This is a genomic window from Mycobacterium sp. NPDC048908, assembly GCF_043197955.1.
In the GTDB taxonomy this organism is placed as follows: domain Bacteria; phylum Actinomycetota; class Actinomycetes; order Mycobacteriales; family Mycobacteriaceae; genus Mycobacterium.
In genome coordinates this window covers 130,721-143,481 of the sequence record NZ_JBICUE010000007.1, presented here as the reverse complement: position 1 = coordinate 143,481, position 12,761 = coordinate 130,721, and the positions used below count along the sequence as shown (strand labels likewise).

The window sequence follows — 12,761 nt, the reverse complement described above, 5'->3', positions numbered from 1 at the left end:
AGAGCGGTTTCTGGGTTGGTCCTGAATGACCGACGTGGTTAAGGGGTCGGCGGCGCCTGCGGAATCGTCGGTGGCGCTGCCGGGTCGGCCGGTGGCGGCGTGTCGTAGTACCCGGGCGGCGGCGGCCCGTTCAGCGGGTAGTACCCCGGCGGCAATGGAGGCCCGCCCGTTGCCGGGCCCTTTGGCGGAGGGCCGTTGGACTCCGGGGCATTGATCGAGACGTATCCAGGTGGCAGCTGCGGCGGCGGACCCGCACCAGGGGGCGGCCCCGGTGCATCTTCGATCGGTGCGGTCAAGTTCTCCAACGGATTGCCGCTGTGAAAGGTGTGCCACAGATCCCTGAGGTAACCGAAATTGCCCGGCGTCTGCCCCGCGCCATAGACGGGGTTCTGAATCTCCGGCACGGTCGGCGGCCCCGCCGGCGGGGGCGGAGGCGCCGCGATCGCGGCGTTGGGATCCAGCACCGGCTGGCCGGGAGGCGGAGGCACCCCGGGGGTCGGCGTCGGTAAGGGCGCCGCGGGGTCTGCGACGGCCTGCCCCGCGACTGCGAGCGCACCACCTGCGAGGAAAACGCCCGCGACTGCCACTCGCACGAACGTGGCTGGGGACGTCGCGCGTGTTCGTTCGGCCATAAAACCCGGTTGTCCTCTCTGGTGGCGCTCGCGAGCGCCCCTCTCAGGAGCAGCGCCGCAGCGCCGGACCCGACTTCCGAGCAAGGCTAGCGCCTCGCCCTCTTCGGCGTCACCTGGTTCGCCTACCCCCGGGTTATCGGCAGAAGGCCGCCGCGAGTTACTCACGGCGGCCTCGTGGCCGCCGAGACTACGGTTTATGACGCAAATCGGGTGAAATCCCGTCATAAACCGTAGCTTCGGTGAGCCGGCGCAGGCTCAGAGCACGACCACCGACCGCAGCATCTCGCCGCGGCCTCACTTGGCGGGCGGACACCGCGTGTGGTCCTGCAGTTCCTCGGCTGCACCGGGGTTTCCGGTGGCCGGGTCGGCGCGACTGGCCAGCACGACGAAGCCCGGCTGGCCGTCAGGCAGATACGTGCCGACGACCGCCAGCGTCTGGCCGCCCATGTCGTCAACCCGCTTGGCAAGTGACTGAACAGGATTGGTGGCCTCAAGCGTCTCGCCCGCGACGGCCAGCGCCTGGTACTGGTGTCCCATCAAGGGTTCGGGGAACGGCGCCCACACGGGTCCGACATCCGCGAGGCGTCGGCTCAGCGTCTCCCGCACATCGGCGCGGACACAATCGATGTGGATGTGCAGTTGGTCCTGCGTTCTCGCGACGGCAGAGTTGACGGTGAGACTCAGCCAGTCGCGCGGAATGTCGACACCGGCCCGCTGGTCGACGAAAGTGGTTGCCTCCCAAGCGGCCGCGAAGTAGTTGGGCGCATCCGGGTCGAGAAGTTCGGGGCTATCGACACCAGAGATGCGCTCCGTGGGGATCAGCAGAAACTGCGTCGCACCAACGAGATCTTTCAGCACGGCGTACCCGCGCTGCTGCCCTGCGTCGAGGTTCACCCGCGAGCACGGGGCGGGGTTGCCGCTGGCTTCCCGATCCGGCACGCACTGGTCATGCACGATCGTCCACAGCGCATTCGGATCGGCATTCGCCGGCGAGGCCAGCACCCCGGCGGCGACCACAAGCGCTACCGGAAACAACAACCACCGGGGAGGATTCACGCCAGCGAGGCTACGGGCTTTCGACGGCCCCTCGTCGGCCTCCGTCGGCCTGCCCGTCGGCGAAAAATTCGTTTCTCCCACGCCCCTAGGCTTGTCGTATGGCGGTGCTGACCCCTCAGCGAGACGACTTCCCGCGTTGGTACCAAGACGTGCTGACCAAGGCGAAGTTGGCCGACAACGGGCCAGCGCGCGGGACGATGGTCGTCAGGCCAACGGGTTACGCGATCTGGGAGCGGATGCAGGCCGAGATGGACGCTCGCATCAAGGCCGCAGGGGCGCACAACGCGTATTTTCCGCTGCTAATTCCGATGAGCTTTTTCCAGCGCGAGGCCGAGCACGTCGAAGGGTTCAGCCCCGAACTCGCGGTCGTCACGCACGGCGGCGGTAAGGAACTGGCCGAACCGCTCGCAATCCGTCCGACAAGTGAGGCGGTCGTCGGCGAGTACATGGCCAGGTGGGTGGACAGCTATCGCGACCTGCCGCTGCTTCTCAACCAGTGGGCCAACGTTGTCCGGTGGGAGCTGCGGCCACGAATCTTCCTGCGCACCACCGAGTTTCTCTGGCAAGAGGGCCACACCGCACATGCGACGCAATTCGATGCGCGGCAGTACGCCCGTCGCATCCTGCACGAGGTCTATCACGATTTCCTGCGCAACGTGCTGGCCATGCCCGTCATCGTGGGTCGCAAGACCGCCACCGAACGGTTCGCAGGTGCCGAGAACACCATGACCTGCGAGGGCATCATGCGCGACGGCAAGGCGTTGCAGATGGCCACCTCACACGAGCTCGGCCAGCGATTCAGCCGCGCGTTCAACATCACCTACTCCAGCGCCGAGGGTGCCAGCGAGCTGTGCTGGACGACGTCATGGGGGTCATCCACCCGAATGCTGGGCGGCCTGATCATGTGCCACGGCGACGACCATGGACTGGTGCTGCCGCCGGCGCTGGCGCCCGTGCAGGCCGCCGTTGTCGTAGTCAAGGATGCCGAGGGCGCGGTGACCCGGGCAGGCTCGAGGTTGGTCGACGAGTTGGTCACCCGTGACGTGCGGGTGAGGCTCGACGGCAACGTCGATCAGCCCTTCGGAAGGCGTGCCACCGATTGGGACCTTCAGGGCGTGCCGATCAGGGTCGAGATCGGACCGCGCGACCTGGCAAATGATGTCGCGCTGCTGTACCGGCGCGATACCCGCGAGAAGTGCACTGTGCGGATCGATCGCGTCGCCGACGAGGTCCACCAGCTCACTAGCCGGATACAGCACGACATGCTCGAAGCGGCGACCGCGCGCCGCAACGTGGCCACGACCGACTGCACCACGCTCGACCAGGCCCGCGAGGCCGCACAGTCGGGCGTTGCACGCGTGCCGTGGCAGGTCGTCGGCGCGGCGGGCGAGCAGGACCTTGCGACCAGCGGCCTGACGGTGCGGTGCCTGCAGCTCGGCGACGGCTCGCTGCCAGAAGCCGACGACGATGGCGGCGCGCTGGCCTATGTTGCCCGCGCGTACTGAGCCGTCACCTTCCGTTAAGACAACCGTGGTCGGATGCCGCGGTGATGCAACCAGTTGACGACCTGACCGACGCGATCGAGCAACTTCGCGCCGACTATGACGCGACGCCCTACACCTCGAATTCATTTCCGCAGTCGGCGCCGGGATCGCTGGCCGCGGTCGCGTGCCTGTTCGGGTTGGAGACCCCGGATGTGGCGACGGCGCGGGTGCTCGAGATCGGCTGCGCGGGCGGCGGCAACCTGTACCCGTTCGCGGCGGCGCACCCGCACGCGCGCGTCGTGGGAATCGACTTGTCGCAGAAGCAGATCGACCAAGGCACAATGCGCGCACAGTCGTTGGGCCTTGGGAACCTCGAGTTGCTGTGCAGCGACATCGCCAACGTCGAGCTGGAGGCGCTGGGACAGTTCGATTTCATCATCGCCCACGGCGTGTACAGCTGGGTGCCGCCCGAGGTTCAGGACGCGCTGCTGGCCGCCATCCGTAGGCTGCTCGCTCCCCTCGGCGTCGCCTATCTGAGCTACAACGTGTACCCGGGCTGGAAGTCGAAGGAGATACTCCGCGACGCGATGTTGTTGGCCAGCGGCGGCAGCACGTCGCCTGAGCAGAAAGTGCGCGAGGCCAGGCGCATGATCGACTTTCTGCAGGAATCGACGTCCGCTGACAGCGCGCTGGCGAGAATAATCGCCGATTCCAAGGCCCACGCCCTCGGCTTCGCGGATTCGTTCCTGCTGCACGACGAACTCGAGACGTTCAACGCGCCCTGCTACTTCTACGAGATGCTGGGCCGCGCTGGGGCGCACGGCATGGTGTTCCTGGCAGAGGCACGCCCGGAGGCCATGGTCCCCGCCAACTACGGCCCCAAGGTCGCGGACTATCTACTGGAGAAATGCGGCGGCGTCCAGGTTCTGGTGGAGCAATATCTCGACTTCGTCGCGGATCGCACGTTCCGCGAAACGCTTTTCGTTCATGCTGAACGCGCGCAACAGATTCGCTACAACCCCGACCAGTCCCGCTTCCGCCGTTTCCACATTGCCGTGTCGGCGCCTCCTGTCGACGGGGAGACGCGCCTCGACCACTCGCGTCAGGAGTTCGACCAAGGTGACGGCGCGACGCTGTTCACCAACGATCCCGGCGTGAAAGCCGCCCTGGACGCGCTCACCGCCCGCTGGCCGTGGACGCTGTCCCGACAGGACCTGGTGGACGCCGTGCACAATCGGTTGCTGTCCGCGGGGCTGAACCCCAGCGACAGCATCCCTGACCTCGTCGACAATTTGATGGGCGTGCTGATTCTGCAGGGGCAGGGCCGTTGCCGCCTCGAACCTGTTTCGCCGGAACCAGTGAGCGGGAACCTTCGGCTCGACGAAACCGCAAGGCGGATGGCCGAATTGACGAGTAATGACCATGAGGCGTCGACGTTCAACCTCTGGCACGAGTCACAGGTGTTGTCACCGCTGGACCGTCTGGCGCTGCCACTGCTGGATGGCACCCGGGATCGCGATGCGTTGCTCACCACGCTTGCGGCCGTCGCGGCCGAGCGTGCGATGTCGATCGACCGCGATGCACTTGTCGACTACGTCGACGCGTTGCCGCAGCACCTCGCGGAAATGAAACTGCTGCGCGGTCATTTCCCTGCGGTCGACGTGTGAGCCGAGCGCGATCGGGTATTCGCTGCTCGTATGACTGCACAACCGCCCGATCCCAATCCGGCACGAACCCCCGGCCTCGAGCCCGGCGGCGGCGTCGCCCCCGGCGCGACCCCGCCCGACTCGGCGCAGACGTCAGGACTTTCCGAACCGGAACCCCGACCGAGGCGGCGGCTGACACCAACGACCGTCGTCGGGGTCATCGCCGTCTCCGCCCTGATTCTGTTGTTCGCGGCGGTCGCGATCGGCCTGCTCGTGTCTTTGTAGGCTGCGGTGCCGTCAGGCGATGATGCGGACCAGGTACGGCGTCATGTTGTTGATTCTCACCGGCGACACCGCGACCCCGCTGTCGGTCGTCTCGACCATCTGACCATTGCCGATGAAAAGCGCGACGCTCTGGGTGCCGTCGGGACCGTAGAACAGCAGATCGCCTGGCAGCGCCTGCGCCGGCAGCACCTTCTGGCCAACCTTGTACTGCTCACCGGACGACCGCGGCATCTTGATCCCGACGCCCGCGAAGGCGTAGACGATCAGACCGGATGCGTCGAATCCGACCTTGCTGACGCGCTGTTCGGCGGTGGGGGCTGCGAGCGGGTCGACAGCGGCGACCGCGGGGGTGGTGACCGGGGTCAGGCTCAGCCCGGTCGCGCCCGCGTTCGGCACAACCGGCGCGGCGGGCAGACCGGGGGTCGCGGCGATCTGCGGCGGCGCCTCGACGGCGACAGTTCCCAGGCTGGGTCCCGACGCGTTGCCGCCACCGTAGGCGAACGGCACGCCGCGCTGTGAAAGTGCCCGCTGGATTACGAGATTGATCGCCTGCTGGCGGTTCGCGTCAGCGGTCGCGACACCTGGCGTCGCGATCAGCAGAGCCAACCCGAGCATCACGGCGCAGATGCGTTTCATTTGTGCTTCCTTCGTCCTCGTGGCGGGGCTGCCACACCTGATCGGATGCGGTTTCCGGGCACCCTTGACCGCGTCGCCGACCTTATTAACACCAGTCACTATATTCACTTCAGCAACATACTGGCGCCGTGGGTGGCAGCTTTGCCGAGGTCAAGGCTGGATTCTTTGTCGTACTGTGACCATGCCGGTGACGATTCGTGATCGACCACCGAGACCGACGTAAGCGCCGCCCCCGGCTACTTCGGTCCTGGCAGTCGCAAGACCAGCCGCGCGCCGCCCAACGGGCTTGCCTCCAGCGCGGCGGTGCCGCCGTGCAACTCGGCCTGCTGGGCCACAAGGGCCAGCCCGAGACCCGAGCCCGAGCGTGCGGCCGTCGAGCCCCGGGAGAACCGCTCGAACACGGCGGCTCGCTCCTCTTCTGGCACTCCGTCGCCGTTGTCGTCGACGACGATCTCGACGCCGTCGCTGGAACTCTCTGCGCTGAGCCGGATTTCGGTCGCGCCACCGTGCTTGATCGCATTGGTGATCGCATTGTCGATGACCAGTCGCAGGCCGGCGGGCAGCCCTACCATCAAGACCGTCGTCGAACTTGCCAGCGAGACATGCAGATTCGGGTAGTTGCGCATCGCGTCGTGCGCCGCCCGGTCAAGCAGGTCGGTGATGTCGACGGGGACGAAGTCGTCGACGGTGGTCAACTCTCCTTGCGCCAGCCGTTCAAGCGCCGTCAGGGTCGCCTCGATGCGGCTCTGCGTTCTGATGATGTCGCCGACCACTTCTTTGCGCTGCTCGTCGCGCAGGTCGAGCGTCGACAGCACCTCGAGATTGGTGCGCATCGCCGTCAGCGGCGTGCGCAGTTCGTGCGAGGCGACCGCGGCGAAGTCACGCGCGGATTCCAGCGCCGCCCTGGTCCTCCGTTGTTCGTCACCGATGCGGGCGAGCATTCCCTCGACCGCTTCGGCGATCTCAACGGCCTCCTGCACCCCGCGCACTTGCACCTCATCCGGTTTGGACTGCGCGTTGATGGCGCGGGCCTGCTGGGCCAGCAGCCGGAACGGGTTGATCATGATCAGCCACATCACCCAGCCCACCAGGACGGTCCCGATGATCACGCCGCCGCAGATCAACAGCACGCGGCGGTGAAGTTCGTCGATGCGACGCTGTGTGTCGGCGGTCGGCGCCCCGACGGCAACCGATGCCATTCCCGCGGAGAACGTCCGGACGCGGTATTCAACGCCGTTGATGGTGGTGTTGGCGTAGCCGTTCTCGAACTGCGGCAAGACGACGTCGCGGGGCACCGAGACCGTGCCGCGCCCGATGCGCACGGTGCGGACCAGGCCGCCGTTGGGAAGAGGCTGGTCGACGGTGTTGTTCTGAACGCTTCGCAGCAGTGTGTTGATGTCACCGAGACTGCTCACCGAGTCCAACCGCCGGTCGAGCTGGCTGTACTGGTCGTTGGTCACCCCGAACCAGACCCATGCGCCCAGCGTGATCACGAGGACAACGACCGAAATCGCCGCCACGATGACGATGATGCGCAGCGAGAGGACGCGGGTCAGCAGCATGTTCAGCCGTTGGCCGCGGAGCACCAGAACCCTCGTATCGCCGAACCCGACATGCCTGACATATTGCCGGATGTTAGCGGTTGCTGATTACGCCATCGCACCGCAAAGCCGCGCCGTATGGTCTGGTATGTGACGGCCCACGCGTGGGTTGTCGTCGAAAGCTGGCTCAAAGAGGAGCATTGACCCATGGCCATCATCGAAACGGATGCGGCGCCCCAGACACCGTTCGACCGGGAAGTTGCCGCGACGCAGCAATACTTCGACAGCCCGCGGTTCGACGGGATAATCCGCCTGTATTCGGCGCGGCAAGTCGCCGAGCAGCGCGGCACCATCCCGACCGACTACACCGTGGCGCGTGAGGCGGCCGAGGCTTTCTACCCGCGACTGCGCGAGTTGTTCGCCAAGAAGAAGAGCATCACCACCTTCGGCCCCTACTCCCCCGGCCAGGCCGTGGCGATGAAGCGGATGGGCATCGAGGGCATCTACCTCGGAGGCTGGGCGACGTCGGCCAAGGGTTCCACCACCGAGGACCCCGGACCGGACTTGGCCAGCTATCCGCTCAGCCAGGTGCCCGAAGAGGCCGCGGGGCTGGTTCGTGCCCTGCTCACCGCCGACCGCAATCAGCAGTATCTGCGCCTGCAGATGACGGAGACGCAGCGTGCCGCGACGCCCGCCACCGACTTCCGGCCGTTCATCATCGCCGATGCCGATACCGGTCACGGTGGAGATCCGCACGTGCGCAACCTGATTCGTCGCTTCGTCGAAGCCGGCGTGCCGGGTTATCACATCGAGGATCAGCGTCCGGGCACCAAGAAGTGCGGCCATCAGGGCGGCAAGGTACTTGTTCCTTCGGACGAACAGATCAAGCGGCTCAACACCGCGCGGTTCCAGTTGGACGTGATGCGCGTGCCCGGCATCATCGTCGCCCGTACCGACGCCGAAGCCGCAAACCTGATCGACAGCCGCGCCGACGAACGTGACCAGCCTTTCCTGCTAGGCGTCACCAACCTGAAGATCCCCTCGTACAAGGCCTGCTACCTGGCGATGATGCGACGCTTCTACGACCAGGGTGTCGCCGAAGTCAACGGCCACCTGCTCTACGCGCTGCCCGACGGCGAATACACCGCGGCCGACGCCTGGCTGGAAAGGCATGGCATCGCCGCGTCGGTTGCCGAAGCCGCCGCGGCCTACCAGGACGGTGCCGATCCCTCGATCGACGCGACCTTCGACAAGGTCGAGTCGGAGTTCGTCGACGCGTGGCAGGTCGATGCCGGCCTGATGACCTACGGCGAGGCGGTCGCGGAGTTGCTCGAATTCCGGGAGAGCGAGGGCGAGCCACTCGACATGAGCGTCGCCGAGTGGCGCGAGTTCGCCCAACGCGCACCGATGTACACCGCCAGGGAGAAGGCGAGAGAACTGGGTGCTGCGGTCGGTTGGGACTGCGAACTCGCGAAGACGCCGGAGGGTTACTACCAGGTGCGCGGCGGCATCCCGTACGCGATCGCCAAGTCGCTTGCCGCCGCGCCGTTCGCCGACATTCTGTGGATGGAGACCAAAACGGCCGACCTCGCCGATGCGCGCGAGTTCGCCGACGCCATTCACGCCGAGTACCCGGACCAGATGCTGGCCTACAACCTGTCGCCATCGTTCAACTGGGACACCACCGGGATGACCGACGACGAGATGCGGGCTTTCCCTGAGGAACTCGGCAAGATGGGCTTCGTCTTCAATTTCATCACCTACGGCGGCCATCAGGTCGACGGCGTCGCGTCCGAAGAGTTCGCCACCGCGCTGCGGCAGGACGGCATGCTCGCCCTGGCTCGGCTGCAGCGCAAGATGCGTTTGGTCGAATCTCCTTACCGGACACCGCAAACCCTTGTTGGCGGGCCCCGTAGCGACGCAGCGTTGACGGCGTCCTCGGGCCGCACGGCCACCACCAAGGCGATGGGCAAGGGCTCCACCCAGCATCAGCATCTGGTGCAGACCGAGGTGCCGAAGAAGCTGCTCGAGGAATGGCTGGCTATGTGGGGCGAGCACAACCAGATCGGCGAGAAGCTGCGTGTGCAGTTGCGGCCCACGCGACCCGGCTCGGACGTGCTGGAACTCGGCATCTTCGGCGAACGCGACGGCGGAGACGGCGAGAAGCTGGCCAACGTGATCGTCGACCCGATCAAGGACAGGCACGGACGCAGCATCCTGACCGTGCGCGACCAGAACACCTTCGCGGAGAAGCTTCGCAAGAAGCGGCTGATGGACGTCATCCACTTGTGGCTGATCCATCGCTTCAAGCCCGAGATCGTCTATTACGTCACGCCGACCGAGGACAACATCTACCAAACCGAGAAGATGAAGTCCCACGGCATCTTCAGCGACGTGTACCAGGAGGTCGGCGAGATCATCGTCGCCGACGTCAACCAGGTCCGCATCGAGGAACTGCTCGCGCCCGACCGCGAGGCGCTCGGCCGGTTGATCCGCAAGGAGGACTGAGTCGTCTAGTACGGGTAGCTGTGCAGGGCCAGGCTGAAGAACAGATACGCCATGCACAGCAGTGAGTTGAGCAGAAGGAGCACCAAGCCCGCCACGATCAGCCATCGCATGAGTCGACGCTGGGTGCGCTTGAGCTTGGCGTGGCGTTCCTCGCGCTGAAACTCGGTGGCGGCGATCGCGAAGCTCACGTCGGTCAACTCGGCCTCACATGCCGAGGCGCCCGCAGATATCTGCCTCAGCCTCGCGGCGGGAATGGAGACGCCCACACCGTCGAAGCGCCGACTCATGCGTCGCGCCTGACCGCGGGTCAGCGCCCGATCGTGCATCAGCACGCGATGCGACGGGCGTGTCACAGGTGCCAAGTCTAGGTCCGCGATTACGGTGACGTCGCCGTTCCGCCCGAAGTCGTTCCACCGGAAGTGGTGTTGTTGGAAGTAGAGTCGCCCGAACTGGTTCCGGTGGACCCGTCAGAAGTCGTGCCGGTCGACGTCGACCCGTCCGTGGTGCTGTCGGTTGAGGTCGTGCCACTGGACGTGGTGGGGCCACTGGTCGTCGCAGTCGGGCTGCTGGACGAGGCGGTGGGCGACGAGCTTGTCGTCGGACTCGGCGACGCCGTCGGCTCGGCGGTCGCGGACGGGCCCGGAGTCGGGGTGGACGACACCGTCGCTGTCGCCGTCGGGGTCTGTGACACGGCTTGCGACGCTGCGGGTGTGGATGCAGCGGACGGTGGCGGTGGCGTAGCCGTTGCCGACGCCGTGGAAGACGAGACCGTATCCGTTTGGTCGGCGAGGATTTCCTTGATCTGAGTGCTGAACTCCGCCAAGTCATCATCGATCTGGTTGATCTCGTCAGGCGTCAACCCACCCGCGTCGATTTTTGCGTTCAGCTCGTCCTCGTAGTCTTGAATCTGCCCCCAGAGCTCCTCGAGCTGGGCCCTGTTCTCGTCGGTGAGCGGACCGTCGACCGTGATGAAAAGCTGTTCAGCGAGAGCGTATGTCATGCAGTTGACGCAGTCGTAGTTCAGCGCGCCCGCCAGGTTTTGCGGAGCCGCGACGTTGTCGTCGGTGTTGTCGGTGTCGATGACGAGAACTACCTGATAGGCGACGGCGACCGCAGAGCAGGAGTCGCATGACGCGTACGCCTGCGCCTCGTTGACACTCATCGCATCGCGGCCGTCCTCGACCCAGACCATCGCGAACGCGACCTGATAGTCCGTCGTGTTGTCGGTGGTGTTGAAGACCAAGGCTTGGTTGTCGTCGGGAGATTCCCGAACCAGGGGCTTGCTGACCGGAAAAACCCAACCGTGATCAGCGGTCGTTGTGGGACTGGCGAATCCGGCACCGCCGCCACCCACCACCGCTCCGGGAACTTTGCTGGGCACCAGGATGACCGCAAGCTGCGGGTGGGTGAAGGTCGGCGGCCGCTTGGTGTCCAACACCGCGCTCATGACTCCGCGCTGACCCTTCACGAGCGTCCTGGACGCCGCGGCGGGGCGCGGTGCCGCAGTGGTGCGCGGTGGTTGGTGCATCCGCTCGACGCCCAGCGCATAGGCGATGTCGCCGACGGTGCCGCGTTCCCATGGCTGGATCGGCCGGTACTTGCCATCCCCCGGCCACCACGCGTAGGCGATTCCGGCCATCACCACAGCGCCGACCAGGACGGCCAGCGTGCGCATGACCGGTTTGCCTGCTGTGCTCGAAACGGCGCCGACGATGGTTTGCCTGGCGATCCGAACCAACATGTACGCCACGCCGGCGACCGGGATGAGGATCGCGATGATGGCCAACACCCGCGCTGTCGCCTGGATGATGTCGCCGTCGGCCCACGCGGTCACGAGCACATCGTGCTGCTTACCGAGCGCCGACCACGCCGTGCCGATCAGGCGGGGAAGCGCGAGGATCGCCCCGGCGAGCGTGCACAGCAGCAGCGGCACGACGACCATCACCCATACGGTCACCAACGTGCGGGCCCACGGCTTGAGCATCCGCGCGTGCGGGTCGCCCCACCGCCACGGCAGCAGGCCCAGCAGCGTCGGTTTGATGCGTGAGTACAGATCCGGCACCCCGGTGATGTCCGCCAGCATGTGGTATCCGTCGAACCTGACCATCGGACCAAGCTGCCGAATCATCTGCAGGATCTGGGTGGCGACAACCAACAGAAGTGCGTCATACCTCACCCACCACCACAAGCCGGTGATCGCGACCGCGACAATCGCGTTGAAGTAGAGCCCGCCGAGGTCGGTGCGCACCCGTCCGGTGCGGCCGAGTCGGTACGAATCGGTGACGTCGGTGTAGAACGCAGGCCAGACCAGGTAGATGCCGAAGCCCATGACTCCGGGCGTCGCGCCTCCGTACCTCGCCGCCGCAGCGTGCCCGAACTCATGGAAGCCGGCCGACAGGATGGTTACGGCGAAAACCAGGATCAGCAGGCCCGGGCGCTCGAAGGCGTCATAGGCGGCGTGCGCCAACCCTTTTCGGAAGAACACCCACCAACACACGACCGCGAACGCCGCCAAGAGAGGAACGACCATCCACGGTCGAAACAGGAACCGGAACGGATCGGTGAGCCGCTTGGTCCGCTCGGGCTCCGTCACCGCGTATCGAAACCGCAAGCCCAACAACGGGTTCCGCTTCTTGGTCCGCGGCTGGCTACCGTCTGGCTGCACCAAGAGCCCGAGGGGGCGCAGCTGCTTGTCGACGAGGTGACGGATGTTGTCCTCGTTGACGTCCCGGTCGGTCGCGTCGGATACTGCGCCGGCCACCTCCTCTGGGGTACGGCGGCCGTCGATCTCGCGCAGCGTCGCGTACAACAGCGGGGTCAACTGGATCGTTTGGCCATCGGCGCGGCGGACCAAGGAGGGCGGGACCTTGTAACCAGATCCCGCCATCTCCCCGATCAGTTCGACACCATCGGCTCGCAGCAACACCGCCTGCGACGGCGGGGCCACATGCTCGGTGGTCGCGGTCACCTTGT

General features: G+C 66.1%; 10 protein-coding genes. 4 read left to right on the top strand and 6 right to left on the bottom strand.

Annotated features, from left to right (window positions below):
- Positions 1-38: 38 nt before the first annotated feature.
- Both ACGFK1_RS19765 and ACGFK1_RS19760 read right to left on the bottom strand, forming a co-directional pair.
- Positions 39-632, bottom strand: a complete 594-nt coding sequence (locus tag ACGFK1_RS19765) for a hypothetical protein (RefSeq protein WP_393432804.1) — start codon at positions 630-632, stop codon at positions 39-41.
- A gap of 294 nt (positions 633-926) precedes the next feature.
- The gene (locus ACGFK1_RS19760; RefSeq protein ID WP_393432801.1) at positions 927-1,688 is read right to left on the bottom strand and encodes a CDP-diacylglycerol diphosphatase; all 762 of its coding nucleotides are present in this window, start codon (positions 1,686-1,688) and stop codon (positions 927-929) included.
- A gap of 98 nt (positions 1,689-1,786) precedes the next feature.
- On the opposite strand from ACGFK1_RS19760, the gene proS reads away from it, so the two are divergent.
- Genes proS through ACGFK1_RS19745 form a run of 3 tightly spaced genes read left to right on the top strand, consistent with a single transcriptional unit; the run spans position 1,787 to position 5,103 of the window.
- Complete coding sequence (proS, locus tag ACGFK1_RS19755; RefSeq protein ID WP_393432799.1) at positions 1,787-3,193, top strand: proline--tRNA ligase; 1,407 nt, start codon at positions 1,787-1,789, stop codon at positions 3,191-3,193.
- 44 nt (positions 3,194-3,237) lie between these two features.
- The gene (locus tag ACGFK1_RS19750) at positions 3,238-4,839 is read left to right on the top strand and encodes a methyltransferase regulatory domain-containing protein (protein ID WP_393433196.1); all 1,602 of its coding nucleotides are present in this window, start codon (positions 3,238-3,240) and stop codon (positions 4,837-4,839) included.
- Between the two features lie 30 nt (positions 4,840-4,869).
- Positions 4,870-5,103, top strand: coding sequence for a DUF6480 family protein (locus tag ACGFK1_RS19745; protein WP_393432796.1), 234 nt, complete (start codon positions 4,870-4,872; stop codon positions 5,101-5,103).
- Positions 5,104-5,115: 12 nt separating this feature from the next.
- Here ACGFK1_RS19745 and ripD read toward each other — a convergent pair whose 3' ends face one another.
- Positions 5,116-5,739, bottom strand: a complete 624-nt coding sequence (gene ripD / locus ACGFK1_RS19740; protein WP_393432793.1) for an NlpC/P60 family peptidoglycan-binding protein RipD — start codon at positions 5,737-5,739, stop codon at positions 5,116-5,118.
- A gap of 236 nt (positions 5,740-5,975) precedes the next feature.
- On the bottom strand, positions 5,976-7,301 hold the full coding sequence (locus ACGFK1_RS19735) for a sensor histidine kinase (RefSeq protein ID WP_393433194.1): 1,326 nt from the start codon (positions 7,299-7,301) through the stop codon (positions 5,976-5,978).
- 186 nt (positions 7,302-7,487) lie between these two features.
- Between ACGFK1_RS19735 and aceA the strand changes: the two genes are divergently transcribed.
- Positions 7,488-9,788, top strand: a complete 2,301-nt coding sequence (aceA, locus tag ACGFK1_RS19730) for an isocitrate lyase ICL2 (protein WP_393432790.1) — start codon at positions 7,488-7,490, stop codon at positions 9,786-9,788.
- A 5-nt stretch (positions 9,789-9,793) separates the two neighbouring features.
- On the opposite strand, the gene ACGFK1_RS19725 is transcribed toward aceA, so the two are convergent.
- Entirely contained in the window at positions 9,794-10,141 is a 348-nt protein-coding gene (locus tag ACGFK1_RS19725) for a hypothetical protein (RefSeq protein ID WP_393432787.1), read from the bottom strand.
- A gap of 23 nt (positions 10,142-10,164) precedes the next feature.
- Positions 10,165-12,756: a hypothetical protein gene (locus ACGFK1_RS19720; RefSeq protein ID WP_393432784.1), complete on the bottom strand. Its 2,592-nt coding sequence runs from the start codon at positions 12,754-12,756 to the stop codon at positions 10,165-10,167.
- Positions 12,757-12,761: the final 5 nt, after the last annotated feature.